Origin of the sequence: Rubrivirga halophila (genome assembly GCF_046845755.1) — a bacterium.
Taxonomy (GTDB): Bacteria; Bacteroidota; Rhodothermia; order Rhodothermales; family Rubricoccaceae; genus Rubrivirga.
Genome location: NZ_CP177357.1, coordinates 2,944,608 through 2,970,885 on the forward strand (window position 1 = coordinate 2,944,608; position 26,278 = coordinate 2,970,885).

A 26,278-nucleotide genomic window follows, 5' to 3' on the forward strand; every position below is an offset into this window, starting at 1 on the left:
TCACCCCACGTCGCGCAAGACGGCTTCGAGGTCGACGCCGGCGCGGAAGGCGGCGGGGGCGGGGAGCGCGCGACGGTCCAGGAGGCGCTGGGCGGCGGCGGCCTGGCGATCGCGCCCGACGGTCGCGATGGCGCGGACGGCGCCGCCGGAGACGTAGGCGGCCAGGAAGTCGCGGTCGTCGAGCGAGCCGTCGACGATCACCTCGTCCCAGCGTTCGGCGTGGCCGACGTAGCGCAGGCTGAGGCCGAACTGGCCGGTCCAGAAAAAGGGCACGTCGGCGAAGGGGGCGACCTCGAGCGTCGGGTCGGTGTCCGCCAGCATGGCGTGCGCGGCGGCACGGCCGTGCTGCTGGGCGACGCGCCAGTGCTCGATGCGGACCGCCTTGCCGGTCCGGGCGTCGGGCACGACGGCCACGTCGCCAGCGGCGTAGAGGCCCGGCGCGGCGCGCAGGCGCTCGTCGACGATCAGTCCGCCGTCGTCGCGGCGGAAGTCGGCGCCCTCGAGGAACGCGGTCGCGGGCGAGACACCGACACCGAGCAGGACCACGTCCGCGGTGACGTGCCCGGCGGAGGTCTCGACGCGCAAGCGGCGCGGCGTCTCGGCCTCGGGGTCGGCCGCGACCGTGGTGATCCGCTGCACGTCCGCGCCGAGCCGGAACTGGACGCCCTGGTCGCGGGCGGCCTTTTCGAACACGCCGCCCACGTCCGGGCCGAGCACGTTCTCAAACGGGGTCTCCTCGCGGCCGACGACGGTCACCGCCAGCCCCCGCCCGCGCAGGCTCGACGCCGCCTCCATGCCGATAAACGAGGCGCCGATGATGGCGACGGACTCGGCATCCCCAACGCGGTCAGCCAGGGTGCGGGCGTCCTCCCACGAGCGCAAGAGCTGGACGCCGTCGAGCGTGGCGCCCTCGATGGGCAGGCGGCGGGGCGTGCCACCCGTCGCAACGAGCGCCACGTCGTAGGTCACGGTCTCGCCGTCCTCGAAGGTCGCCGTGCGGGCGTCGGGGTCGAGGGCCGAGACGGCGCGACCGGTCCACATCTCGATGCCGTGGCTCTCGTAGAAGGCGCCGTCGCGCAGGCGGAGCGCGGCGTCGTCGGGGTCGGCGAGGTAGCCCTTGGAGAGCTTGGTGCGGTCGTAGGGCGGCTTGGTCTCGGGCGTCGCCATCACGAGCCGCCCCCGGTAGCCCTGGGCGCGGAGGGCCTCGGCGCACGAGGCGGCCGCGGCACCCGCGCCGACGAGCAGGAACAGCCGGTCGTCGGCCGTGGCGTCCACGCTCGCCATCGCGGGCGTCTCGCCGTCGCTCTCGCGGTACGCGATCCCCTTGCCGTGCTCGTCGGCGTCGTCGGGCGCGGCGACGAGCACGTCGTCGCCGTCGACGCGGACGGGGAAGCGCCGGAGGGCGTCGAGCGCGGGCGGCTGGCAGAGGGCGCCCGAGGCCACGTCAAAGGCGGCGTGGTGCCAGGGGCAGACGACGGTCGTGCCGTCGAGCACGCCGTCGGCGAGGGGGGCGCCGTAGTGCGTGCAGAAGGCGGTGCAGGCGTGGAAGGTGCCGTCGACGCGGGCCAGCAGCACGGCCGTGCCGTCGGCGTCGACCTGCCGCATCTCGCCGTCGGCGAGGTCGTGGATGGAGGCGACGCGGACGAACTCGGGCATGGGAACGGGGGAGCGGGGAGGGCCGAACGCGCCCCAGCGCGGACGGTGCCGGCGGGCCGACGGACGGGAGCGCCAGCGGGGCGGGCGCCCGAGACCCGGCGGTACCTTCGGGCTCTGCCCCGCCGCTCGCGCCCGCCATGCCCTCCGACGTCCGCGCCCTGATCGACCGCATCGCCTCGGCCCTGGGCCCGGAGGCGACGCCCGAGCGCGTCGAGCGCGTCGCCCGCGCCGTCCTCGACGCCCGCTCAGAGGGTGCGGACCGCCCGCCCACCGCTCCGGTCCGAACCTCCGAGGGCCCGGCCGCCGACGCCACACGCGTCGTCGTCACGGCCTACGGCCACGACCGGCCGGGCGTGCTGGCGGCGGTCACCGCCGAGCTCTCGGCCGCCGGCGCCAACATCCTGGACGTGTCGCAGAAGGTCCTCCAGGGCTACTTCACCGTCGTCCTGGTGGCCGACCTCGCGGGCGGGACCGACCTCGGCGCGGTCCGCGACGCGCTCACCGCTCGGGGCGAGGCGCTCGGCGCCCGCGTGCTCTTGCAGCACGAGGAGCTGTTCCAGGCGATGCACCGACCATGAGCAGGCAGGGGCCACCGGCGACCGGCCATCGGCCATCGGGGGAAGAGCGCCCGCGCCAGATCCGGAGCTTCGAGGACCTCGAAGCGTGGCAGCTCGCGGTCGCGCTGGCCGAGGCGATGTACCGCGCGACCGATGCGTTCCCCGCGGAGGAGACGTTCGGCCTGCGGTCCCAGATGCGCCGCGCCGCCGTCTCCGTCCCCTCGAACATCGCCGAGGGGCGGGGCCGCCAGTCCCGCAAGGACTACGTCCGGTTCCTCCGCACCGCTCGCGGCTCGCTCTACGAACTGCGGACGCAGATCGAGATCGCCCGTCGTGTCGGCTTGATGCCCTCCGACGCCGCCCGCGCCCTCCGCGACGACGCCGACCGTGTTGGTCGGGTGCTCCACGGGCTAACCCGTTCCCTCACGTAATCCCCCGATCGCCGGTCGCCGGTGGCCGCCCCCCCCACCCCATGTCCCTCGCCCTCTCCGAGATCCTCGACACCGTCCGCATGACGGAGGCCGACGCCTTCGACATCCGGACCGTCACGCTCGGGATCAGCCTGCGCGGGTGCGCCAGCCGCGACGCCGAGTCGACCCGGCGCAACATCTACGACCGCGTCACCCGGACGGCCGAGCAGCACGTGGCCGCGGCCCAGGACGTCGAGCGGCAGTACGGCGTGCGGATCGCCAACAAGCGCATCTCCATCACGCCCGCCGCGCTCGCGGCCGAGGGGCTCGACGCCCCAGGCTTCGTCCGGCTGGCGGAGACGCTCGACCAGGCCGCCACCGAGGTCGGCGTCGACTACATCGCCGGGTTCACCGCGCTCGTCGAGAAGGGCGCCACGCCGGGCGACGCGGCGCTCATCGAGGCGCTCCCCGAGGCGCTCGCGACGACCGGCCGCGTGTGCGGGTCGGTCGCCGTCGGGAGCACACAGGCCGGCATCAACGCGGATGCCGTACTGCAGGTGGCGCGCGCCATCAAGGGCATGGCCGCGCGGACGGCCGACCGCGACTCGATCGGGTGCGCCAAGTTCGTGGCCTTCTGCAACGCCGTCGGCGACAACCCCTTCGTGGCGGGCGCCTTCCACGGGCCGTCCGAGCCCGGCGCCGCGCTCAACGTCGGCATCTCCGGCCCGGGCGTCGTGCTCCGCGCCGTCGAGGCCGTCGGCGACCGGGGCGACTTCGGGGCCGTCACGGACGCCATCAAGACGGCCGCCTTCAAGATCACGCGCGCGGGCGAACTGATCGGCCGGCGCGTGGCCGAGCGGCTGCGCGAGCGGTCGGGGCAGGCCATCCCGTTCGGCGTCGTCGACATCTCGCTGGCGCCGACGCCCGCCGAGCGCGACTCGGTCGGCGACGTGCTCAAGGCGTTCGGGCTTGAACACGTCGGCGCGCCCGGGACGACGGCGGCGCTCGCGATGCTCAACGAGGCCGTCAAGCGCGGCGGGCTGATGGCGGCCCGGCACGTCGGCGGGCTGAGCGGCGCGTTCATGCCCGTCAGCGAGGACCAGGCGATGATCGAGGCGGCGGCGGCGGGGCACCTGTCGCTCGAAAAGCTGGAGGCGATGAGCGCGATCTGCTCGGTCGGCCTCGACATGGTCGCCATCCCCGGCGACACCTCCGCCGAGACGATCGCGGGCATCCTGTTCGACGAGTTCGCCATCGGCATGATCAACGACAAGACGACGGCCGTGCGGCTCTTGCCGGTCGCCGGCAAGGGCGTCGGCGAGTGGGCCGACTACGGCGGGCTGCTCGGGCGCGCCCCGATCCAGCCGGTGTCGCAGGTCTCGAACGCCGTCTTCGCGCACCGCGGCGGCCGGATCCCGGCGCCGATTCGGAGCCTGACGAACTGATGCGTGGCTCGATGACCAACGCTTATAATTAGCGCTCGGCCGGTCACCAATCAGCCCGCATGACTGACACGCTCTACCAATCGTCAAACGTCACCGTCACGCCGACGCGGCTCGTTGTAGACAAAAGGACATTCCCGATCGCGGGAATCACCTCTGTGGAAGTCCGGCCGAAGATGAACCTGATGGGGCCATTTGTCGCAGCCATCGTCATGTATATGATTGGGGGCCAAGGGCAAGTCAGCACCCTGCTTGCCGTAGGCGCTTTCTTTTTCCTCGCATACCTGCTCCGGTCGAGCACCATCCGGCTGAACACGGCCGGGCAAGATGTGACCGCCTACGAGACCAAGGATCCTGCAAAAGCGGAGGCCATCGCAAAGGCGATCTCGGATGCAGTCGATCTCAGGGGGTGAGTAGACCGAAGTCTCCCTCCCCCACCCCGGGGAGGCCCGCGCCAACCCCGCCGGTCTAGGTTCGGCGCATGGCCTCCGCCCCGACCCTGCGCGCCCCGTCTGCCGCCTCGGCGCTCGGGCTCGTCGTCGCGAATGTCGTCCCGCTCGTCGGGGTGCTGTGGTTCGGGTGGAGCCTGGTCGGCGTGATGGCGCTGTACTGGGCCGAGAACGGGGTGATCGGCGTCTTCGCGCTGCTGCGGATCCTGGGGGCTCGCGAGGGCGGCGTCGGGCAGAAGCTGTTCCTCGGCCCCTTTTTCGCGGTCCACTACGGCGGGTTCTGGCTGGGCCATGGGGTCTTCCTGGCGTCGCTGTTCGGCGGCGACGCCGGCCTGGCCGACGCGGCGACGATGCGGGGGATCGTCGAGGGGCTGGCGGCGCTCGTGCTCAGCCACGGCGCCTCGTTCGCGGTCCACTACGTGTGGGGCGGCGAGTGGACGGCGGCGAACGCGCACACCGAAATGTTCAAGCCCTACGGCCGCGTGGTGCTGCTCCACGTCGTGATCCTGCTCGGCGGGGTCGCCGTCGCGACGACGGGCGCGGGCGTGGCGGCGCTGGCGCTGCTCGTCGTCCTCAAGACCGGGCTCGACCTGGGCGTCCACGTCGTCGGCCACCGGATCCGCCGGTCCGACCTCGCGCTCGCGGAGCCGGACCCGCGAGCCACCACGATCCGCCTCGACCACCATCCAAGCCTCGGTGGGTCGGGGAGTCGGTAGGCGGTACGGGCTTCGGGAACGGCGTCCGGGAGGTCGGCGGGCGGGTCTGGAGCCCTGCCGAGGCGGGGGGACGCAAGGGACATGATTTGATCACACCGCCGCCGGAACGCTCGCCCGTGCAAACGTTCGAGGGCGGCTTCCGTTGAGCTGCCGCCCCGGCCCCTCCTTGACCACCGTCCAGAAGTCCCTCTCGACCACGCAGGTCCGCCCCCGGCACACGCTGCTCCGGCTGGCACGGACCGAGCGGCAGTTCCTGCTGCTCTTGGGCGTGGCCTTCTTCGCGGCCGGCGCCGCGTTCCCCTACCCCGACGTCGCGCGGTGGCTGGGCTTCGCGCTGGCGGCGTACTCGGCCATCGCCAACGACTCCATCCAGACGGTCGGCGTGTTCATCGCCTCCAACAAGGCGCGGCCGTGGTGGCTGCTGTGGCTGTTCATCGGCGGCGTGTTTCTGATCACGGCGTACTACGGGTGGTCCACGATGGGCGGCGACGTGAGCTACGGGCGGCTCGCCTCCAAGGGGTTCTCGGAGACGCCGGCGACGTTCACGTTCCTGCAGGTGGCCGCGCCCATCTTCCTGCTGCTGATCACGCGGCTGCGGATGCCGGTCTCGACGACGTTCCTGCTGCTCTCGTGCTTCGCGACGACGCCGGACGGCATCTGGGACGTGCTCACGAAGAGCCTGTGGGGCTACGTGGTGGCCTTCGCGACGGCCGTGGTCGCGTGGCTCGTGGTCGGGCGGCTGATGCGGCGCGTCGAGCAGACCCCGATGTCGCCGGCCTGGTACCCGCTCCAGTGGCTGGCGACGGGCGTGCTCTGGGCGACGTGGATCATGCAGGACGCGGCCAACCTCGCCGTCTACCTCCCGCGCCAGCTCTCGGCCGGCGAGTTCGGTGCGTTCGTGGGCGTCATCCTGGCGGGCCTGGCCGTGCTGCTCTACCTCCGCGGCGACCGGATCCAGCGCGTCGTCGACGAGAAGACGAGCGTCGAGGACATCCGCTCGGCGACCGTCATCGACTTTGTCTACGCCATCATCCTGTTCGGCTTCAAGGAGGTCTCGACCATCCCCATGTCGACGACCTGGGTGTTTATCGGGCTGCTGGCGGGGCGCGAGCTGATCCTGACCCTGCGCGGCGCCAGCGACCGCCCGCTGCGCGACGGGCTCCGCCTCGCGGGCCGCGACGTGGTCTACTGCATGGCCGGGCTCGCGATCTCGATCGCGCTCGCGTTCGCGGCCAACCCCGCCTTCCGCGCGGCCTTCCTGGAGTGAGGCCGTCGGCTAGACCCGAAACCGCTCGGCCCCGGCGGGCGGGTGCCAGCGCGAGCCGGGCTCGAAGGCTGCCCACGCGGCGCGGCGGATCGCGAGCCCGAGGCGGAGCGCGGGAGCGGGCACCGGCACGGCGGCGTAGGCGGGGCGCCCCAACCTAGCCGCCGTGACTGAGATCGAGGTCCCCTTTGCCTGCCCGTACTGCTTCGCCCCCATCTCGATGCTGGTCGACCCGTCGGTCCCCGCCCAGCGCTACGTCGAGGACTGCGAGGTGTGCTGCCACCCCATCCAGGTCAGCTACCGCGTCGAGGACGAGGCGCTGGTGGCCTTCGAGGCGGAGGTGATGGAGGGGTAGAGAGGTCGCCACGACCGACTCGCGCCTACGGTCGGCTTGCGCCAACGGGGCGAACCACTCCCTGTCCCCCTCCTCGGATGAGGAGGGGGACTCCGCGAGCAGCGCTGAGGCCGATGAGGAGCGTGGCGTTGCAATCAAAGACGCCCCCCTCGGATGAGGGGGGCGGCCGGCAGGCGGGGGGTCCGTGGCCGACGCCGCGTGTCACGCCGGCAGCGTGAGCACGAACGTGGCGCCCTCGCCCTCGCGGCTGTAGGCGGCGAGCGTGCCCCCGTGCCCCTCCGTCACGATGTCGTACGCCAGCGAGAGGCCGAGGCCCGTGCCGGAGCCCGCCGGCTTCGTCGTGAAGAACGGCTCGAAGACGCGCGTGCAGTGCGCGAGGGGGATCCCGATGCCGTTGTCGACGACGCGGACCTCGACGCCCGCCTCGATGGGCGCCGTCTCGATCCGGACGGTCGGCACGAAGCCGTTTTTCTCCGCCTCGGCTCGGTGCTCGACGGCCCACCGCGCGTTCTCGAACAGGTTGACGAACACGCGCTGGAGCGAGGCCGGCGCGAGCTCGACCGGCGCGAGCTCGCCGTAGCCCCGCTCGACGCGCACCACGGACGGCCCGAGGACGGTTGAGACCGCCTGCTCGATGAGCTCGTGGAGGTCGGTCGGGCGGCGCTCGCCGCCGACGTCGCGGACGTGGCCCATCAGCCCGCGCACGATCGCGTCGGCGCGCCGCGCGTGGTCGCGGACGCGGGCCGAGTTGGCGGCGATCGCCTCGAGGTCGTCGCGGGCCTGGGCCGGGTCGAAGTCGCCGCCGTCGAGCGCGGCCTCGAGCGTCGCCAGCAGGTCGGTCGCCAGCTCGGTGTTGAGCTCGGCGAAGTTGGCGACGAAGTTGAGCGGGTTCTGGATCTCGTGGGCCAGCCCGGCCGACAACCGCCCCAGCGACGCCAGCTTCTCGGACTGCACGAGGCGGGTCTGCGCGGCGCGGAGTTCGCGCAGGGTCTCCGAGAGCTCGGCGTTCGCCGCGCCGAGTTCCTCGGTCCGGATCCGCGCCATCTCGGCCTCCTGCTGGGCGCGCTCGGCCTGAGCGCGGATCTCAACGGTCTGGATCCGGCTGCGCGCCTGGGCCGACAGCAGCGCCTCGCGCAGGTCGTGGAAGGCGCGGAGGTGGCGGAGCGCGGCGGCGGCGTCGCCGGCGGCCTCGTAGGCGTCGGCGAGCGCGGCGTGGGCCTCGGCCTCGCGCGGCTCGGCGCCGACGTCCTGGGCGATCCCGAGCGCCTCGTGGAGCGCCGGGCGGGCGTCGTCGGGGCGCCCCATCTCGGCGAGCGTCTGGCCGATGGCGATGAGGCTGGTGGCCTGGGCCTGCCGGTTGCCGACCTCGGTGCGGATGCGGAGCGCCTCGCGGTGGAGCGCCAGCGCCTGGTCGTCGTCGCCGCGCAGGTGCGCGAGCAGGCCGAGGTCGTGGAGCGCGCGGGCCTCGGTCAGCGTCGAGGCGTGCTCGCGGGAGAGCCGGAGGGCGGCCTCGAAGTGGGCGCGGGCCTCGGCGTAGCGCGCCAGCGAGCGGAGCGCGCCGCCGAGCGCCGTGTGGGCGCGCGCTTGGCCGACCGCGTTGTCCAGGTCGGCGAACAGGCGGAGCGCGGCCTCGCCGTGCTCGAGGGCGCGGTCGGGCTGGTCGAGCTCGATGTAGGCGTTCCCCATCATGGCGCGGGTCCAGGCCTCCTGGCCGATGTCGCCGAGCGCGCGCGCGACGCGGAGGTTGCCCAGCGCGATGTCGAGCGCCTCGTCGTAGTGCCCCAGGCTGACGTGGACGGACGCGAGCACGCCGAGCATCAACGAGCGGCCGGCGAGGTCGCCGAGCGGCTCCATCGCCGCGAGCGCGCGCGTCAGCAGGCCGAGGGCGGCCTCGTGCTCGGACAGGAGGTAGCGCGCGAACCCCTCGTAGGCTTGCGCGAACGCCTCCGCCAGTGGGTCGCCGTCGGCCAGCGCCTGGGCCTCCAGCGCCAGCGCGAGCACCTGGTCCGGGCGGTCGGGGACGTGGCCGGCCGCCTCGATCAGCCGGTCCGCGACGGGCCCCGGGGGCAGGGTGCCCACGGTGAACCCGTCTTGCAGGTCGGCAGGGGTCGGGAGCGGCTCGGCCATGACCAAGTCTACGCGCCCCGACGCAACCGGGATGCCCGCGGCCGGCAGGGCCGACGAGGCCGGCCGCGCGCGCCTACTTGCGGAAGCGCCGGACGAGCGACTCGATCTGCGGGTCGGGCAGCGGCAGCGCCGACGACGCGGGCGCGGAGGCCGGCGCGGACGTCTTCGCCGGCATCGGGGCGAGCGGTGTCACAGTCGGATTGGCTGCGCCGACCTGACGGTTCCCCGCGCGCGCGACGAGCCGCGCCTCGATCTCCTCCATCCACGACCCGTCGCCAGATCCCGACCGCCTCGGTGCGGGGCTGGCGGCGGCCGAACGCGGCGCGGAGGTGGCGGCCGCCGAGCGCCCTCTGCCCGGCCTCCGGTCTCCGGTCCCCGATCCCGAGATCGGCTGGCCGGCGTCGTCGTTGAGCGGGGCCGTCTCGAACGCCACGCGCTTGAGGTTGACGAGGTGCATCGGCGTCACGTTGTCGGACGTGATCGAGCCGCCGACCGTGCCCGGCCCGAGTGTCATCGCCGGGAACAGCGCTGTCGTCATGCCGACCGAGCCGAGCGCAGCGACCGTGTTGACGACGATCCGCATCGACGGCTTCTTGAGGCCGAATTGCTCGATGACGCGGTCGGACGTCGCGTGGAGCGCCAGCGTGTGGCCGATGCCACCGAACTCCAGGATCTCGATGCAGCGCTCGCACCCGGCCTCCCAGCCGTCGGCGGCGTAGAAGCTCAGGATCGGCGACAGCGTCTCCATCGAGATCGGCTCGTCCGGCCCGACGGCGTCGACCTCGGCGATGAGGGCGCGGGCGGACTCCGGCACGGAGAACCCGGCCATCTCGGCGATCCGGCGCGGGCTCTGGCCCACGATCTCGGTGTTGAACCGGCCGCCGGGCTTGATGACGGCGCGGAGCTTGGCGGCCTCGTCGGGCGAGCAGACGTGCCCGCCGCGCTCGCGGAGCGCGTCGAGCAATCGCTGGCGGATGGGCGCGTCGGCGATGACGGACCGCTCGGTCGAGCACAGCGTGCCCCAGTCGAACGCCGTGCCCGTCAGGATGTCGGCGGCGGCCTTGTCGACATTCGCGCTGCGGTCGACGTAGGCGGGCACGTTGCCCGAGCCGACGCCATACGCGGGCTTGCCCTTGGAGTACGCCGCGCGGACCATGGCCCCACCGCCGGTCGCCAGGATCACATCGGTGAGCGCGTGCTCGAGAAGGGCGTCGGTCCCGGCGATCGTGATCGGGCCGCCGTCGGCGCCGAGGCACGCGAACAAGCCCTCCGGCGCGCCCGCGGCGTAGGCCGCCTGCGCGACCACGTCGAGCGCGTCGGCGGTGCAGCGCGCCGCGCGCGGGTGCGGGCTCATCACGATCCCGCACCGGGCCTTCGCCGCGATGATGGCCTTGTAGAAGGCCGTCGACGTGGGGTTCGTCGACGGCACGAGCGCGGCGACGACGCCCATCGGGGAGGCGACCGTCCAGACGGTCCCGTCGTCGCTTTTGGCGATGATGCCGGCCGTCTTCATGCCCTCCATCCGCGCCGCGAGCGTGCGCGTGGCGAATAGGTTTTTCTGCTCTTTCGACTCGGGCTTCCCGAACCCGGTCTCGTCGTGTGCGAGCTGCCCGAGGCGCTTGGCGTCGCGCGCGCCGGCCTCCACCATCGCCGCGACGACGCGGTCGACGGTCGCCTGGTCGGAGGTCTTGAACTGCTTCTGGGCGGCGGCGACGCGGGCGACGGCGTCGCGGGCGTCCTGGATCGAGCGGAGGTCGGCGTCCATCGGGGGCGGGCGGGCGGGGCCGGAAAGGTAGGGCCGTCGGCGGGCGGCACCGACGCGCTCCGGGCCCGGATCCCCCAGCCAGCGGAGGGGTACGGGAGGGGACGCGCCGGGTACGTCCCGCCTTCCCGGCGCGCCGGGCCTCCCGAACCGAGCGTGCTACGAGGCTCCCAGCGCCGTGGCACGCCGTTTGCAATCGCCCAGGCGCGCCTCTCTCTCGACCATGACCGCCCTCATGCCTTCCCCCTCCGGCCTCGACGCCGTGGACCGCCAGTGGGGCGGCCTCGCACCTGGCCGCGCCTACCTGCTCGTTGGCCGCGCCGGCGCCGGCCGCTCGGCCCTCGCCCTCCGTACTGCCAAGGCCACCGTGGACGCGGAGGAGGCATGCCTGGTGTTTTCGCCCCGCCCGCCCCAAGAGCTCGTCGGTGTGGGCCAGCAGGTCGGCCTCGACATCCCGGCGGCGCACCGCGCCGGCGCGCTCCGCGTGCTGCGCATCCCGTCCGCCGCCGACCTCGCCGCCAAGGGCGCCGCCGGCCTCGTCAAGACGTACCGCGACCTGGTGGCGCTCGTCGCCAAGGACCGCCCGGCGCGCGTGGTGATCGAGGACTTTACGCCGCTCGTGCAGTTCGAGACCTTCGAGGCCTTCCACGAGGCGTTCTCCGACCTGGTCGGGGCCTTCCGCCAGCACGAGACGACGCTGGTCCTCGGCCTCGGCGACCCGGCCAACGAGGCGTCCCGGCGCCTGCTCGAGGTCGTCGAGGGGCTCGTCGACGGGACGGTCCGCCTGGGCGCCGACGGGACGGTCTCGCTGGCGGTGCCCCCCCAGTTCCCGTCCAGCGACGGGGCCTCTGTTGAGGCCGCGGCCCCGGCCGACCCCGAGGCCGCGCCCCCCATCGCCGCGCCGCTAGCGCCCGAAGCCGCTTCCGCGCCGTCCCCGCCGCCGCCAGCCGAGCCGGCGCCCGACGGCTTCAGCACCACCTTTTCGAACACGGGCCCGTCGCCCGACGGCGCGCCCGCCCAGCACCCGGCGTCCGTGCCGGAGGCCCCGGCGGCGGCCGGCGCGACCACCAGCAACCCCCCGGCCACCGACGTCGTGCCGCCCGACGCGCCGCACCCGTCGCTGCTCGCCCCGCCCGCCGACCCGTTCGGGCTCGACCCCGCCGACGAGCTCGTCCAGCAGGGCTACCTCGCCGACTCGCGCGCGGGGGGCGGCGTGCCCCCCGGCCCCGCGCCCGGCGCCCCGCCCCCGAAGCCCTCATTCGCGCCCATCGGCGCCAGCGCCCCCGCCTCCGACCCCGGCGCCGACTTCCGGGTCGCCCTCGACGCCGCCTTCGCCAGCCGCAGCGCCGGCATTCCGTTCGTCGTCGTCGCCTTGCGCGTCGACCCGGCGGCGCCCGAGGCGGCGGCCTTCCACGCCGTCGAGGCCGGCCTCCGGTCGGCGCTCCGCCCGACGGACCGCCTGCTCGTCGACGCCCCACGCAAGCGCGCCGCCGTCGTGCTGCCGTCGTCGGGCCCGGAGGCCGCACAAGCGCTCTTCGGCGGGCTCCAGACCTCGCTCCGCCAACACCTCGGCGCCGACGCCGAGCGCGTCTTGCAGTCCGTCGCGGCCGTGACCGTCCCCGACGGCCAGCCGTTCGAGACCTCCGCCGAGCTGCTGGCGTACGCCTTCGAGAGCTGAGAGGGCGGTCGGTGATCGGTCGTCGGTTCTCGGAGTCCCGATCACTGGACACCGACAACGGGTCACCGAAACGGCCGCTCGCGGTCGAGCACTGCGACGAGGTCGTCCACGCCGACGGGGCCGTGGCGGTACACGAACGGCTCGCCGTAGTCGGCGCCGATGCGGTAGCCGTAGGTCCGCGCCCGGGCCTCGACCCACTTCAGGAAGCGCGGGTTCGAGATGTACGTCTCCGGGCCGTCGCCGCCGTCGTTACCATCGTCCCCGCCGGGCTGGTAAAACTGGCTCTCGAACGCCAGCAGCGCCCGCATCCGCCGCTCCCACACCGACGACACGTCGACCACGAACGTGGGCTCGACGTCGAGCGCCTGGAGGTAGTGGAGCACGTGGTGCGGGCGCCACGCTTGCTGCGGCGTCCCGTCGTCCTCGGCCGTCTCGATCTTGGCCAACCCGCTGTAGAACAGGGCGTCGACCGCCAGCTCAGTCGCGTCGCCGTGGTCGGGGTGGCGGACGTGCTCGGCGGTGATGAGCACGATCCGCGGGCGGTGCCGCCGGATCGAGCGGATGAGGGCGCGCTGGGTCTCCTTCGTGTTCTGGATGTCGCCGTCAGGGAGCCCGAGGTTCTCTCGCGCCGCGAGCCCCAGGATCTCACCCGCGCGGGCGGCCTCTTTCATCCGGCCCTCCGGCGTGCCGCGCGTGCCGAGCTCGCCACGCGTAAAGTCCACGATGCCGGTCCGGTAGCCCTGGTCTGCGAGCAGGCACATCGTGCCGCCGGCGCAGAGCTCGACGTCGTCGGGGTGGGCGGCGAGGGCGAGGACGTCGAGGGGCATGGGGGGACGGGGGACGGGGGACGGGGGACGGGGGACGGGGGACGGGGGACGGGAAGATGCGCGCGCAGGAGCGCAGAGTCCACCCGGTCGCCCTGGGCGCCGAGTCGCGCGGCAGGGCCCCAGCCCCATCCCCCGGATGTCGGTCCGTGGTCCTCGGTCCTCCGTCCTCCGTCCCCGGTCCTCGGTCCGTCGTCCCTGGTCCTCTACTGCCGCTCGAACACCAGCCGCCCGACGACGGTGCCCGCCAGCGGGGCGTAGGCGACGGCCGCGATCGGGGCCCGGGCCGCTCGCGGCGCGTTCGCCGAGGTGTAGCCCGCCCCGTCGTCCGTGCCGGCGTCGTAGACGATCGCGTCGATGACCACGCGATCCGCCCAGCCGTCGCCGTCGCGCAGGTCGAGGCCGTCGACGCCGACGAACCAGTCGGGGCTGGGCGCCAGCATGCTCACGACCGTCGCGGCCGGGCGGGCGTCGGTGACGGTGACGGTGGCGCCCGCGGTGCCGGGCGACGGGCGCAGCGGGTCGCCCTCGAGGTACGCCGCCGCGTCGCCGAGCACCTCGACCTCGGCGCGGAGCCCGGCCGTGCTCCCGGTCTCGGCCATCGCGCGGACGCCGTCGCTGGCGACCGCTCCAACGCGCCAGAGCGACACCTCGGCCGCGTGCGCGGCGCCGGTCAGGCGCGAAAAGTGGGGGTCGGGCGGGAACGCCTCCGGATGCGTCGCCGCGCTCCACGTCGCCTCGAAGGTGACGGCGTAGGTCGCCGGCGCCAGCGGCTCGGGGTCGAACGGCGGGTCGACATCGGAGAAGACGTCGCACCCGGCGACGAGGAGGACAGCGGCGAACAGGGCAAGGCGCATGGCGGCAGGGGCGGGTGCTCGCGAGACGTGGCACGCCGGCCCGTTCGTACGCCGAGGCGGGAAAAGGTGGCGCCGTCCTACCCGAAGACCCCCAGCAGCCATGCCAGCACGGGCAAGGCGAACAGCACCATCAGCCCGACGAACAGCCACGCACTCGCGGTCATGCTCGCCTTGCGGACGGGGAACTCGTAGCCGCAGTACGGGCACGTGTCGAGGTCGTCGGCGACCGTAAACCCGCAGCTCGGGCACTCGCGCTCGCCGGGTCCGGGGGCGTCGATCACAGCGTCGGAAGGGCGATAAAGTCGGAGGAGCCGGCGGCGTTGGGGACGGCAGGCGACGGGGCGATCCAGCCGCCCGCGACCACGTCGTCGCCGTCGTAGAGCACGGCGGCCTGGCCCGGGGCGACGGCCGCGCGGGGCGTCTCGAAGACGGCCTCGAAGGCGTCCGGAGCGGTCTGCCGGGCGACGGTGCCTGCGCCGGGGTCGCGGTGGCGGATCTGGCCGTGCAGCGCCGCCTCGCCGTCGATCCCCGCCCACTTGCCCCACACCACGCCCTCGGCCGCCAGCGCCCGAGCGCCCAGCGCCGCACGCGGGCCCACGACGACGGTGTTCGTCTCGGGCTCGATGCGGACCACGTAGACCGGCTCGCCGAGCGCGATCCCCAGCCGCCGCTGGCCGACGGTGTAGAACGGGTACCCGTCGTGCGTCCCGACCGTCTCGCCGGTCTCGACGTGGACGAACGGCCCGCCCGCGAGCGCCGCCAGCGACGGCTCGCGGCGACGGAGGAAGCCCCGATAATCGTCGTCGGGCACGAAGCAGATCTCGTAGGAGTCCTTTTTGCCGGCGACGTGGCCCATGCCCATCTCGGCCGCCAAGCGTCGGATCTCGGTCTTCGCCAGCCCGCCGAGCGGGAAGAGGGTCCGCGCGAGGTGCGCCTGGGCGACCCCCCACAGCACGTACGACTGGTCCTTGCTCGCATCGAGCCCCCGGCTGACCGCGTAGCGCCCGCCGTGCTCGCGGACACGCGCGTAGTGGCCCGTCGCGATATGCTCGCAGCCGAGCGCGTCGGCGCGCTTCATGAGGGCGGCCCACTTGATGTGCGTGTTGCATAGCACGCACGGGTTCGGCGTCCGCCCGGCGAGGTAGTCGCTGGCGAACCGGTCGATCACCCAGTCGCCAAACTCCTCGCGGATGTCGACGACGGTGTGGCTGGCGCCGAGCCGGACGGCGACGGCGCGGGCGTCGTTCATGTCGTCGAGCGAGCAGCACCCGGAGGTCGTCCGCGAGACGCCGGAGCCGCCGAGCGAGGTCTCGTAGTCCCACGTCTTCATGGTCACGCCCACGACCTCGTAGCCAGCCTCGTGCAAGAGGCCGGCCGTGACCGACGAGTCGACGCCGCCGCTCATGGCGACGAGCACGCGGCCGTGACGGCTCATGACGTGCAGGGGGAGTGGGACCCGGCCAAGCTAGGCCGCCTCGGTGAGGGCGCTGCGAGGGCGGGGTGGAGATTCCGGGGCGCGACCGGGCATATGACCGTCAGGTCGCACGAGACCAGAGCACTATGTGATCACTGTGCGCGGCCCCGTGACACGGCGAGTTTCTCCCTTCTTCGCCCTCCGCCAGGAGGGCGGCCCGCATCTTGGGTGCTCCCGGTCCCCCCACCCGTATGGCCCCGCAGACGCCCTCCCGCCGCGAGCGGATCAAGACGCCCGACGCCCCCGCCGCGATCGGCCCGTACTGCCAGGGCCTGCTCGTCGGCGGCACGCTCTACGTGTCCGGCCAGATCGCGCAGGACCCCAAGACCGGCGAGATGATCGAGGGCGACGTGCAGGACGAGACGGCCCAGGTGCTCGACAACATCGGCGCCGTGCTCCGCGCGGCCGACATGGACTTCGCGCACGTCGTCCAGGTGACGCTCTTCCTGCGCGACATGTCGGACTACGCGTACGTCAACGAGGTCTACGCGCGGTACTTCAGCGGGGCCACGCCGGCGCGCGAGGCGCTCGAGGTCGGCAAGCTGCCGCACGAGGCATGCGTCGAGATCAGCTGCATCGCCGTCGGCTGATCGGCCTCCGGCGGGGGATGGCCCCACACGCCGCTCCGCCTCGACAGGGCACACCGGAGGCGGCTGGCGCGTAGCGTAGGGCTGCCCCCGCTCCGCCGTGCCCCCTCCGTCCGACGCCCCCGCCCTCTCGCTCGCGGTTGGCCGTGCGCCGGCCGTGCCCGCCGCGGCACCCGACGGCTCGGGCAGGGGACGGCGCGAGGCCGTCTTCGTGGTGCTCTCGCTGGCGGGGCTGGTCGTTGGGCTCGTGGCCGAATGGCAGGGCTGGCCGATCGCCAGCGGGGTCGGGTACGCGGTCTCGTACGCCTTCGGCGGCTGGTTCGGCCTGCGCGCCGGGCTGGCGGCCCTCCGGCAGCGGACGGCCGACATCGACCTGCTGATGGTGCTGGCCGCGCTCGGCGCCCTCGCCATCGGAGCGCCCTTCGAGGGGGCGATGCTGCTCTTTCTGTTCTCGCTCTCGAACGTCCTGCAGACCGTCGCCCTGGGGCGGAGCCGCCGCGCGATCGGCGCGCTGATGGCCCTCCGGCCCGACGAGGCGCGCGTCGAGCGCGCCGGCGTCTGGGTGGAGGTCCCGGTCGAAGAGGTCGCTAAGGGCGACACCGTCCGCGTGCTCCCCGGCGGCCGGATCCCGCTCGACGGCGTGGTCCTGAGCGGCCGCAGCGCCGTCGACCAGGCCTCGCTCACCGGCGAGAGCGTCCCGGTGACGAAGGCCGAGGGCGACGACGTGTTCGGCGGGACGACGGTCGGCGGCGGCGCGCTCGACATCCGGGTCACCAAGACGGCAAACGACAGCGCGATCGCGCGTGTGATCGCGATGGTGGAGGACGCTCAAGCGCAGAAGGCCGAGACGCAGCGGCTCATCGACCGCTTTGAGCAGCCCTACGCGCTCGGCGTGATCGCGCTGACCGCGCTCGCGATCGCCGTTCCGATCGTCGGCTGGTCCGAGCCGTTTCGCTCCGCCTTTTACCGTGCGATGACGTTGATGGTGGCCGCCAGCCCGTGCGCGCTCGTCATCTCGACGCCCGCCGCCGTGCTCAGCGCGATTGCCGCCGCCGCCCGGAGCGGCGTGCTCTTCAAGGGGGGCGTGACGGTCGAGGACGCCGCCCGCATCCGCGCCGTGGCCTTCGACAAAACGGGCACGCTGACGGCGGGCCTGACGCGCCTCACCGACGCCGTCTCGCTCGACGGCGACCCCGACCGACTCGTGGCGCTCGCGGCAGCCGTCCAGGCGCGGAGCGAGCACCACCTCGCGCAGGCGACGGTCCGCGAGGCGGCGGCGCGCGAGCTCGCGGTCGCCGAGGCCGACGCCTTCCGGGCCGTCGCCGGGCGCGGCGTGTCGGGCGCCGTCGGCGGGCGGACGGTCCGCATCGGCAACCCGGGCTTTTTTGGCGACCGTGCCGTCCTCGGGATCGACGCGGCGCTCGCCGAGGTCGAGCGGCTCCGCGAGCAGGCACGGACGGCCGTGGTCGTGACCGAGGCCGACGCCAGCGGGGAGCGGGCCGTCGGCGTGCTCGCGTTCGCGGACGTGCTCCGCCCCGGCGCGCGAGACGTCGTCGCCCAGCTCCACGCGCTCGGCATCGAGCACGTCGCGATGCTGACCGGCGACACTGAGTCGGTCGGCCGCGCGATGGCCGACGAAGCGGGCGTCGACGCGGTCTACGCGGACCTGCTGCCCGAAGACAAGGTGGCGCTGGTCCGCGACCTGGAGGCCGAGTGGGGCGCGGTCGCGATGGTCGGCGACGGGGTCAACGACGCGCCCGCGCTCGCGGCGGCCACACTCGGCATCGCGATGGGCGGCGCCGGAACCGACGTGGCGCTGGAGACCGCTGACGTGGTGCTGATGGCCGACGACCTCGGCAAGATCCCGTTCTTGCTGCGCCTCAGTCGCCGCACGCGCCGCACGCTGGCGGTCAACCTCGCCATCTCGTTCGGGATGATCGGCGTGATGGTGGCCTCGATTCTGGCCGTCGGGCTCCCCCTCCCGTTGGCGGTCGTCGGCCACGAGGGGAGCACCGTCGTGGTCAGCCTCAACGGCCTGCGGCTCCTCGGGGCGAGGGCGTGACGGGGACTGGGGACTGGGGACTGGGGACTGGGGACCGGGGACCGGGGACCGGGGACCGAATATGCGTCGCCAGCTTCAACCACGCCGCGTGAAACGAGAAGCGCGCTGCATTCCCCCAATTCCCAATTCCGCGAACCGAAGGTCGACAGTAGCCAGAGCGAGCCTCTACACGACGATCGCCGCCTCGACGGGCACGCCGTCTGGCAACTGCTGGCGGCCGTTCAAGAACGCGATCTCGACGGCGAACGACACGCCCGCGACGCTCGCCCCGGCCGCCTCGACGAGCCGGCACGCGGCGGCGGCCGTCCCGCCCGTCGCGATCACGTCGTCGTGGACGAGCACGTGGGCGCCCGCGGGGAGGTCGTCGGCGTGGAGTTCGATGGCGTCCTCGCCGTACTCGAGCGCGTAGGTCTCGCGCAGCGTCGCGCCGGGCAGCTTGCCGGGCTTGCGGGCGGGCAGGAAGCCAGCCCCCAAGCGGGCCGCCAGCGCCGCGCCAAACCAGTACCCGCGCGCCTCAATCCCGACCACGTGCGTGACGCCCGCCCCGTCCCACGGCGCCGCGAGCGCCGTCAGCAACTCCTCGAACAGGCCCGGGTCGGCCAGGATCGGCGTCAGGTCCTTGAACTGGATCCCCGGCGACGGGAAGTCGGGGACAGTGCGGAGGGCAGCGGCGAGGTCGGACACAGCGGTGCGGGGGGAGTCGAGACCCGCAAGGTCGCCACGTCCCGCCACCGAGCGCTCGCTACTGGGCCGCGCGCAGGCCGCGCTCGTACGACTCCTTGTAGGCGCGGACGGCGTTGAAGAGGGCCCGGGCCGTCTGCTCGATGCCCGCCCGCGACGACAGCAGCCGCGCCTCGTCCGGGTTCGTCACGAACCCGACCTCGACCAGGACGGCCGGCATCGAGGCCGCCCAGAGCACCATGAAGTTGTCCTGCTTGACGCCCCGGCTCCGGCGCCCGGCGCGGACGAACTCGCCCTCGATCAGCGTCGCGAGGTGCTGGCTCTCCTCCTGGTACGCGCTCATCGCGAGCGACCGCAGGATGTCGCCGCCGTCGGCGAAGTCGGCGTAGTAGCTGGGGTCGCTCTCGAGCTCGATCACGGCGTTCTCGCGCTTCATGACCTCGCTGGCGCGGGCCGAGCCGCGCGGGGCCAGGAAGAACGTCTCCGTGCCGTAGGCCGACGACGGCCCGGCATTCCCGTGGACCGAGATGAAGAGCTTGCCGCCCTCCTGGTTGGCGATCCGGCCCCGGTCGCGGACCTCCACGAACGTGTCGGTGTCGCGCGTGTAGACGACATTGACGCCGAGCTCGCGCTCGATCATCGGGCCCAGGGCGCGGACGACGGCGAAGGCCACGTCGCGGTCGGTCGTCCCGATGCCGACGCCGCCGGCGTCGTGGCCGCCGTGGCCGGCGTCGAGGACGATCGTGTCGAGGCGCCAGTGCTCGGCGCCCGCCGCGTCGATGGGGCCGGGCGCGGCCGGCGGCGTCGGCGCCACGTCCTCGGCCGGCACAGCGCGGCGAGGCGTCGGGGCCGGGCGCTCGGCCACGGGCTCGCGGACGACGGGCTCGCTGGCAACCGACTCACTCGCGACGCCGCCTCCCCACTGGGTTCGCCGGGGCTGGGGGGCCGCAGAGAACGACACCAGCAAGTCGTCGCTGTCGCGGTCGGGGTACGCGCGCACGCTCACGCCCTCGTCGACCTCGAACCGGACCGTGACCTTGTCGGCGTCGGCGCCCAGGCGGTAGCCGCGGACGGGCCACACAGAACTCGCCTGCGCGACGGCGGGCGCCAACTGCGCCCGGTACAACACGAGCGTCAACGCGCCGTCGGCCTGGTCGATGCTGTAGGCCCGGACGCGGTCCGACGTCTGGACGCGGGCCACCAGCCCGCCCTCGCGCTGGTCGAAGGACACGCGTTCGACGTCGATGCGCGCGCCCGGCACGGGGGGCACGTCGGCAGACGCGGGGGGCACGGCCACCAGCAGAAAAACAGCGAGAGCGAAGCGGAGCATGGGGGACGGGGGCCAGGGGAGGCGGACGCCCCCGGGTTAGGGAGCGCTCACCATCCTTCTATGTCGTCCCCGACGGGCCCGCGCGAAACAGCGGCGCTCGGCGGAACGCCTCCATTCCCAGAAGGCGCGGTGGAGTCGGGGGGACCAACGCGAACGTACGGATCTGCCCCCCCTCACTTCAAGCGATTTCAGAAGTGCCTTCCAAACTGGGGGTCTCCCCCTACCGCGTGTGGATAACTATCGCGCCCGGCGCCGTGTGCACCGCGCCCGTGGGTCTCTGTCGTGCCCCGACGCCGGCGGCTATTCGTCGCCGACCAGCTCGCGCAGGCGGAGGTCCACGATGTCGTCGTGGTAGGTGCGGCGGGCGTCGAGGGCGCGGCGGGCGTTCGCGAGGCGCTCCTCGGCCTCGGCGATCTCCTGGTCGCGCGTCTCGTGCTTGAAAGCGAGCAGCTCCGAGATGGCGCCCCGGAGCTGGGCGCGGAGCCGGGCGCGCTCGGCGCCGAGCGGTAGGGCCCGGACGCGTGCGGCGAGGTCGTTGACCTCAGCTTCGGCGGCCTGCTCGCGCTGCATCTGCTCGAAGAGCGGCCCGTTGCGCGTCGCCACCTCGCGCATGTACGCCGCCTCGACGATCGGCGTGACCGCTTCCGGGGCCATCTCCACGACGGCCTCCGGGGCCGCCGCGACCGCGTCGCCCAAGATGTACACGCCCCGGTCCGGGCGGCGCGACTCGTCCATCGGGACCAGCCGCTCGTCCTCGAGCACGTAGGCCGTGCCGTCGATTTCGAGCACGGGCAGGATCGGGCCGCTGAACTCGAGCGGAGCCGTCATCAGCCCGGTGAGATCGAGCCCAGGAGGGACGGCATTGGCAAGGTGGCGGCCGTCGAGGTAGACGTGCCCGTCGCGGACCTCGAAGACGTGGACCGTCTCGGCGGAGGCATCGGTCTGAGCGCCAGCGGCGATGGAAACGAGCGCCAGCGCGATGGCGGCGAGCAGTCGGGTCATCGGAGCGAGTCGGGGCGGATGCGGGCGCGGGCGGGGGGCAGTGCGGGGGCGCCCTCACGGACGGACTGGAGGCCGAGCGTGGCGCCGCGGACGGTGCCGGCCGGCCGGCCGAAGGCCTCGGCGGGCGCAGCGTCCCAGGCGAGCGCGTCGGCGTCGTCGAGGTCCTGAAGGCGGAGCGACAAGGCGCGGACATCATCGCTCGCCTCCCACGAGGGGACCGGCGCGGCGCCGGCGGCGCGCGGCGTGGCGGCACGAGCGGACGGGGTTGACGCGGCGGCAAAGGCGGTCGGAGGCGTCGTCGCGCGGGCGTCCGGGCGCGCGGCTGGCGGCGGCGCGGGAGCCGGGCGGGGCACGACGCGCTCGGCGGCGGCGAACAGCCCGGAGGCGGCACTGGCAGTGCCCGCCGAGGAGGGGCGAGGAAGGGGGTCGGCGGCGACCGGCTCGGCAGCGTCTGCCTCGGGCGGAGCCGGAGCGGCCTCCTCGACCACGGGGGCGGGCTCGGCGACGGCGGCCACGACCGTCGTCTCGGCGTCCGCGGGGCCACCCTGGGGGAGAACGACGACGGCGGCGAGCGCGGCGAGAACGAGCGCGGCGCCACCGGCCCAGGCGCCGAATCGGTTCTGGAGGAACGCGTTCGGGACGGCAGGCGCGGTCGCCGGCGGCGCGGGCACTGGGGCGGCGACGGGCGCGGCGGCTGGGGCACTGGCGGTCGCCGCGGCCAGCCGGACGGCGTCGAGCGACGCGGCCGCCGGGCGCGGACGTGGGAGCCGGTCGAGCGCGAGCAGCGACTGCGCGAGCACGGCGACCTCGATCGGCGAGCGGGCGTCGAGCGCCGTCGCGTCGGTCGGCTCGGCGGCGCGCGCCAGCACGGCGGCCACGGCGTCGGCCGTCGGGCGGGGCTGGGGAAGGGCCGCGAAGGCGCGCTCCACGATCTCGCGCGACTGTTCGAGCACCCTGCCCTCGACCGACGGGGCGGCCGTCTCCCCGAGGTACACGCCGCGCACAGCCGCGAGCGGGTCGCTGGGCTGGGCGGCGAACGCGAGCACGGCCGCGAGCGTCTCGGCCTCGGGGCGAGTGCGCGGCAACTGATCGAGCGCCGCCAGCGACTGGTCGAGCACGGCGGCCTCGACGGGCGAGTCGGCGGTGAGCGGCTCTCCTGCGGGCTCGGCAGCGCGCGCCAGCACGGCGGCCACGGCGGCGGCGCTGGGCGACTGGCGGGCGGTGAGGGCGGGCGCGAGGGCGGCGAACGCCTCGACGGCGGCCACGCCCTCGGGCTCAGGGCGCGAGCGCGGGAGGCGGTCGAGCGCCGCCCGCGACTGGTCGAAGAGGGCGGCCTCCGCCGCCGACCGCGCCTCCAGCGGCGGGCTCGGCAGCCCGGTCGCCTCGGCGGCTCGGGCCAGCACCGCCGACAGGGCGGCGTCGCTCGGGGCGTGCGTCGGGCCGGTCGCCAGCAGGTCCCGCATCTCGCCCAGCACGGCCGACTCCACGCCCGATGGCGCCGCGTGCGCGGGCTCCACGTCGTAGACGTGGCGGATCGGGAGGAGGGCGTCGGGCATGGGTGGCGGGGCGGGCCTAGCGAACGGGGCGATGGGCGAACTCGTGTGTGGAGGGTCGGCGGAGCTAGGCGGAGGCCGGGTCTTTCGGCTTCGGCGCACCGGGCACGTCGGCCGACACGCCCTCGAACCACTCAGGGTCGAGAATCTTGCGCAGGTTGATCAAGGCGTAGCGCATTCTTCCGAGCGCCGTGTTGATCGAGACGCCCGTGAGCTCGGCGATCTCGCGGAAGGTCAGCTCGGACTGGTGCCGCATCAGCACGACCTCGCGCTGCTCCGGGGGGAGCTGGTCGATGGCCGCCTCGACCTCCTGCCACAGATCCGCCCGGCCCAGCAGCGAGCCCGCGTCGGGCGCCTCGTCGGGCAGCCGCTCCCAGAACGAGGCGCCCTCGTCCTCGCTGCTGAACTTGTCGACGTCGGTGAACTTTTTCTTGGCGCGGAGCCAGTCGAGCGCGGCGTTGCGCGCGATCCGCATGGTCCACGCGAGCCAGCGGCCCTGGCTCTCGTACGAGCCCCGGCGCCGGTGCATGGCCTGGATGGCGCGGAACAGCGTCTCCTGGAAGAGGTCGTTGGCCACGTCGCGGTCGCGGACCATCCCGACGAGGTAGCCGAAGATCCGCTCCTGGTGGCGCGAGAGGAGTTGGGAGAACGCGCGTTGGTCCCCCTCGTCGAGGTAGGCCGTGACGAGTTCGGCGTCGGTGGGAGGAGGCATGGTCAGCCGGCGGCGGCGGGGGGCGGGGCGGGGTCGGTCTCACGCGCGGCGGCCGTCGGGGCTCCCTCGGCCACCCACAGCCCGTACTTCCCGGCGTAGAACGAGGGGCCCGACTCCTTGACGGCCTCCCACGCCTCCCGGACCGGCCGGCCGGGCTCGACGTCGTCCAGGATCACCACGGCGCCGGGCGCGAGGTGAGGGCGGAGGATGTCGAGGTAGCGTAGCGCCGCGGCGGCCTCGTGGTGGCCGTCGATAAAGACCAAGTCCCACGTCTCGCCGGCGGCCACCTCGGGCAGCGTCTCGGCGAACGGGCCTACGACCACGCGGACGCGGCAGCCGTCGTCGCCGACGCCGTGGCCGAGCCGGGCCAGCGCGCCGGCGGCGCGGGCGGCGAGGGCGGGCGCGCCCTCCAGCGTCACCAGCTGCCCCTCCGGTCCGCCCTCGCCCTCGTTGAGCGCGAGCGCCGCCGCGAGGTGCGCCGCGCCGATGCCCAGGTTGGTGCCCAGCTCGAGCACGTGGGCCGGGCGGAGCCCCCGCGCCAGCCCGAACAGGAAGCGCCCCCACGCCGGGCCCGTCGCCGCGCGCTTGTAGATCTCGGAGACCGCCCGCTCGGGCGGCTTCCCGCCCTTCGTCCCCGCGCCGTAGTCGACCACCTCGACGGTCTCCGTCGACCGCCGGAGCCGCAGGCGGAACGCGTCGATGGCCGCCTCGGCCGGGCGCTCGTCCTTCTCTAGGTGCAGCCGGGCCGCTCGCGCCAGCCCCTCCCCCGCCCGCCCGGGCAGCGGCGGCTGGGCGGCGCGGGCCGCCGCGAGCGCGGCGCGGAGCGGGAGGACGGCGAGGGCGTGAGACACGGGCGGCACAGGGAACGGCCGCAAGGTACCGGCCTCTCCCCGTACCGGGGTGCTCCCCCCTGAGCCCTGCGGGATCCCCCGACAGGGCGACGCCTCGGAACGGCCGGGGTACCGACCGGTACCCCCGATCCCTTCCCCTGGCCCCTCTCTCGCGGGCGGACGGTGGCCCGGGCGCTCGCGCCTCCCCTCTCGCCACCGCCGCTCGACCCGCCCCCGAGACCCGGACCGCCTCGCGCGGCCGGGTCTTTTTGTTTTCGGTGCCGCCGCTAACCGCTCCCTCAGCGTCATCCCGCACCCGTAGGGAAGGCGCCAGCCAACGCATGTGAGGGATCTCACCCCGAAGGGAAGGCGCAGCCAGCACGACCCTCGGGCCCATCCTTCCGTTGTCGCGAGAGAGGGTCTCGCGGAGGTCCCTCGCGCCGCTCGGGATGACGTATTCGGGGGGGGCGTGACATCGAACAGCTTGGCGTCGTGGCGCGCCCGCTGGCGCTACGCCACCAGCGCCAGCGCCTCCGACAGCTTGCGGACGGGCAGGATCTCGAGCCCGTCGGGCACCTTGAGCCCCTTCGTGTTGGCCTTCGGCACCAGCGCCCGCTCGAAGCCGAGCTGGCGGATCTCCGCGAGCCGCGCCTCGATCCGGCTCACCGCTCGGACCTCGCCGCCCAGCCCGAGCTCGCCGACCGCGACGGTCCCCGAGTCGAGCGGCACGTCGCGCAACGACGACGCCGCCGCGAGCGCCACGCCCAGGTCGACGGCCGGCTCTTCCAGGCGCACGCCACCCGCCACATTCAAGAACACGTCCGCTTGCGAGAACCGTAGGCCCTCGCGCTTTTCCAACACCGCCAGCAGGAGCTGGAGCCGCTTGGCGTCGAAGCCCGTCGTAGTCCGCTGCGGGGTCCCGTAGCTCGACGACGTGACGAGCGCCTGGACCTCGACCAAGAGCGGCCGCGTGCCCTCCATCGCGCAGACGACGGACGAGCCAGAAGTGCCGAACTGGCGCTCGCTCAGGAACAGCGCGCTCGGGTTGCCGATCTCCTTGAGCCCGCCCTCGCGCATCTCGAACACGCCCAGCTCGTTCGCCGCGCCAAAGCGGTTCTTGACCGCGCGCAGGATGCGGTACGCGTGGTGCCGGTCGCCCTCGAAGTGCAGGACGGTGTCGACCATGTGCTCCAGGACGCGCGGCCCGGCGATCGAGCCCTGCTTGGTGACGTGGCCAATGAGGAACGTCGTGGTCGGCAGCGTCTTCGTGACGTCGAGGAGGGCGGCGGTCGACTCGCGCACCTGGGCGACCGAACCAGGCGCGGACGTCAGGTCCGGGCGGTAGACCGTCTGGATCGAGTCGACGACCATGAAGTCGGGCTGCAGGTCGTAGGCCGCCGCCAGGATGGCCTCGACGTTCGTCTCGGGAAAGAGGAACAGGCCGTCGGGGTCGATGCCCATGCGCCGGGCGCGGAGCTTGACCTGCTGGGCGCTCTCCTCGCCGGTCACGTAGAGCAGCGTGCTGCCGTCGAGCCCGCGCCCCAGCTCCGTCATCAGCGTCGACTTGCCGATGCCGGGGTCGCCGGCGACCAGGATGAGGCTCCCGACCATCGCGCCGCCGCCGAGCACGCGGTCGAACTCGCCCAGACCCGTCGCCAGCCGATGCCGCTCGGCGACGGTCACGTCGCGCAGGCGCTGAGGGCGGGCGGTCCCGTACGCGCCCGCCATCCGGGGCGCGCTCCCGGCGCCGGGCTGGGCCCCGAGCCCGCCCCGCATCACGGGCGCCTTGACCTTGCTCGGCACGGCCTCCTCGACGAGGGTGTTCCACTCGCGGCACCCGCTGCACTGCCCCGCCCACCGCGGCGTGGTGTGGCCGCAGTCCTGGCAGACGTACTGGGTTTTCGCTTTGGCCATGTGGAGAGGTACGAGGTGCGGAGAGGGAGAGGCCGG

Annotated in this window: 24 protein-coding genes; 10 read left to right on the forward strand and 14 right to left on the reverse strand. The window is 73.9% G+C overall.

The annotated features are described in order from the left end of the window. A complete protein-coding gene (locus tag ACLIRP_RS12880; RefSeq protein ID WP_412060865.1) occupies positions 1 to 1,656 on the reverse strand; it encodes an FAD-dependent oxidoreductase in 1,656 nt (551 codons plus the stop codon). Between the two features lie 137 nt (positions 1,657 to 1,793). On the opposite strand from ACLIRP_RS12880, the gene ACLIRP_RS12885 reads away from it, so the two are divergent. From ACLIRP_RS12885 to ACLIRP_RS12915, 7 genes are all read left to right on the forward strand, one after another. Beyond that, positions 1,794 to 2,234, forward strand: coding sequence for an ACT domain-containing protein (locus ACLIRP_RS12885; protein WP_412060866.1), 441 nt, complete (start codon positions 1,794 to 1,796; stop codon positions 2,232 to 2,234). Beyond that, entirely contained in the window at positions 2,231 to 2,644 is a 414-nt protein-coding gene (locus ACLIRP_RS12890; RefSeq protein WP_412060867.1) for a four helix bundle protein, read from the forward strand. The genes ACLIRP_RS12885 and ACLIRP_RS12890 overlap by 4 nt, the downstream gene beginning before the upstream one ends. Before the next feature lie 41 nt (positions 2,645 to 2,685). After that, complete coding sequence (locus ACLIRP_RS12895; RefSeq protein ID WP_412060868.1) at positions 2,686 to 4,068, forward strand: PFL family protein; 1,383 nt, start codon at positions 2,686 to 2,688, stop codon at positions 4,066 to 4,068. A gap of 59 nt (positions 4,069 to 4,127) precedes the next feature. Next, positions 4,128 to 4,478 carry a DUF6232 family protein gene (locus ACLIRP_RS12900; RefSeq protein WP_412060869.1) on the forward strand — a complete coding sequence of 117 codons (351 nt, stop codon included), beginning with the start codon at positions 4,128 to 4,130 and terminating at the stop codon, positions 4,476 to 4,478. A 68-nt stretch (positions 4,479 to 4,546) separates the two neighbouring features. Next, positions 4,547 to 5,230, forward strand: coding sequence for a DUF6498-containing protein (locus ACLIRP_RS12905; protein WP_412060870.1), 684 nt, complete (start codon positions 4,547 to 4,549; stop codon positions 5,228 to 5,230). 166 nt (positions 5,231 to 5,396) lie between these two features. Continuing rightward, on the forward strand, positions 5,397 to 6,497 hold the full coding sequence (locus ACLIRP_RS12910; protein WP_412060871.1) for a hypothetical protein: 1,101 nt from the start codon (positions 5,397 to 5,399) through the stop codon (positions 6,495 to 6,497). A gap of 163 nt (positions 6,498 to 6,660) precedes the next feature. Then, positions 6,661 to 6,849: a CPXCG motif-containing cysteine-rich protein gene (locus ACLIRP_RS12915; protein ID WP_412060872.1), complete on the forward strand. Its 189-nt coding sequence runs from the start codon at positions 6,661 to 6,663 to the stop codon at positions 6,847 to 6,849. Between the two features lie 201 nt (positions 6,850 to 7,050). Here the strand turns inward: ACLIRP_RS12915 and ACLIRP_RS12920 are convergent, their stop codons facing one another. Beyond that, positions 7,051 to 8,976, reverse strand: a complete 1,926-nt coding sequence (locus ACLIRP_RS12920) for a tetratricopeptide repeat protein (RefSeq protein WP_412060873.1) — start codon at positions 8,974 to 8,976, stop codon at positions 7,051 to 7,053. A gap of 73 nt (positions 8,977 to 9,049) precedes the next feature. After that, positions 9,050 to 10,741 (reverse strand): aldehyde dehydrogenase family protein, encoded by a 1,692-nt coding sequence (locus ACLIRP_RS12925; RefSeq protein ID WP_412060874.1) that lies wholly within the window; start codon positions 10,739 to 10,741, stop codon positions 9,050 to 9,052. Between the two features lie 232 nt (positions 10,742 to 10,973). Between ACLIRP_RS12925 and ACLIRP_RS12930 the strand changes: the two genes are divergently transcribed. Next, positions 10,974 to 12,416: an RAD55 family ATPase gene (locus ACLIRP_RS12930; protein ID WP_412060875.1), complete on the forward strand. Its 1,443-nt coding sequence runs from the start codon at positions 10,974 to 10,976 to the stop codon at positions 12,414 to 12,416. Positions 12,417 to 12,478: 62 nt separating this feature from the next. Here ACLIRP_RS12930 and bshB1 read toward each other — a convergent pair whose 3' ends face one another. The 4 genes from bshB1 to mnmA all read right to left on the reverse strand — a co-directional run bounded on the left by bshB1 (position 12,479) and on the right by mnmA (position 15,532). Next, positions 12,479 to 13,243 carry a bacillithiol biosynthesis deacetylase BshB1 gene (gene bshB1 / locus ACLIRP_RS12935; protein WP_412060876.1) on the reverse strand — a complete coding sequence of 255 codons (765 nt, stop codon included), beginning with the start codon at positions 13,241 to 13,243 and terminating at the stop codon, positions 12,479 to 12,481. Positions 13,244 to 13,446: 203 nt separating this feature from the next. Further along, positions 13,447 to 14,097 (reverse strand): spondin domain-containing protein, encoded by a 651-nt coding sequence (locus ACLIRP_RS12940; RefSeq protein WP_412060877.1) that lies wholly within the window; start codon positions 14,095 to 14,097, stop codon positions 13,447 to 13,449. 77 nt (positions 14,098 to 14,174) lie between these two features. Further along, entirely contained in the window at positions 14,175 to 14,378 is a 204-nt protein-coding gene (locus tag ACLIRP_RS12945; RefSeq protein WP_412060878.1) for a zinc ribbon domain-containing protein, read from the reverse strand. Beyond that, positions 14,375 to 15,532, reverse strand: coding sequence for a tRNA 2-thiouridine(34) synthase MnmA (gene mnmA, locus ACLIRP_RS12950; RefSeq protein WP_412060879.1), 1,158 nt, complete (start codon positions 15,530 to 15,532; stop codon positions 14,375 to 14,377). Before mnmA ends, ACLIRP_RS12945 begins: the two co-directional genes overlap by 4 nt. A gap of 230 nt (positions 15,533 to 15,762) precedes the next feature. Between mnmA and ACLIRP_RS12955 the strand changes: the two genes are divergently transcribed. Both ACLIRP_RS12955 and ACLIRP_RS12960 read left to right on the forward strand, forming a co-directional pair. After that, entirely contained in the window at positions 15,763 to 16,161 is a 399-nt protein-coding gene (locus tag ACLIRP_RS12955; RefSeq protein WP_412060880.1) for a Rid family detoxifying hydrolase, read from the forward strand. 97 nt (positions 16,162 to 16,258) lie between these two features. Beyond that, a complete protein-coding gene (locus ACLIRP_RS12960) occupies positions 16,259 to 18,220 on the forward strand; it encodes a heavy metal translocating P-type ATPase (RefSeq protein ID WP_412060881.1) in 1,962 nt (653 codons plus the stop codon). 165 nt (positions 18,221 to 18,385) lie between these two features. On the opposite strand, the gene ACLIRP_RS12965 is transcribed toward ACLIRP_RS12960, so the two are convergent. The 7 genes from ACLIRP_RS12965 to radA all read right to left on the reverse strand — a co-directional run bounded on the left by ACLIRP_RS12965 (position 18,386) and on the right by radA (position 26,242). Continuing rightward, positions 18,386 to 18,904: an adenine phosphoribosyltransferase gene (locus ACLIRP_RS12965; RefSeq protein ID WP_412060882.1), complete on the reverse strand. Its 519-nt coding sequence runs from the start codon at positions 18,902 to 18,904 to the stop codon at positions 18,386 to 18,388. A gap of 58 nt (positions 18,905 to 18,962) precedes the next feature. Then, entirely contained in the window at positions 18,963 to 20,231 is a 1,269-nt protein-coding gene (locus tag ACLIRP_RS12970; protein ID WP_412060883.1) for an N-acetylmuramoyl-L-alanine amidase family protein, read from the reverse strand. Positions 20,232 to 20,531: 300 nt separating this feature from the next. Beyond that, on the reverse strand, positions 20,532 to 21,233 hold the full coding sequence (locus ACLIRP_RS12975; protein WP_412060884.1) for a hypothetical protein: 702 nt from the start codon (positions 21,231 to 21,233) through the stop codon (positions 20,532 to 20,534). Beyond that, positions 21,230 to 22,789 (reverse strand): hypothetical protein, encoded by a 1,560-nt coding sequence (locus ACLIRP_RS12980; RefSeq protein ID WP_412060885.1) that lies wholly within the window; start codon positions 22,787 to 22,789, stop codon positions 21,230 to 21,232. Before ACLIRP_RS12980 ends, ACLIRP_RS12975 begins: the two co-directional genes overlap by 4 nt. A gap of 64 nt (positions 22,790 to 22,853) precedes the next feature. Further along, on the reverse strand, positions 22,854 to 23,498 hold the full coding sequence (locus ACLIRP_RS12985; protein ID WP_412060886.1) for an RNA polymerase sigma factor: 645 nt from the start codon (positions 23,496 to 23,498) through the stop codon (positions 22,854 to 22,856). 2 nt (positions 23,499 to 23,500) lie between these two features. Beyond that, on the reverse strand, positions 23,501 to 24,349 hold the full coding sequence (locus tag ACLIRP_RS12990; protein WP_412060887.1) for an O-methyltransferase: 849 nt from the start codon (positions 24,347 to 24,349) through the stop codon (positions 23,501 to 23,503). 489 nt (positions 24,350 to 24,838) lie between these two features. Continuing rightward, on the reverse strand, positions 24,839 to 26,242 hold the full coding sequence (radA, locus tag ACLIRP_RS12995; RefSeq protein ID WP_412060888.1) for a DNA repair protein RadA: 1,404 nt from the start codon (positions 26,240 to 26,242) through the stop codon (positions 24,839 to 24,841). Positions 26,243 to 26,278 lie beyond the last annotated feature (36 nt).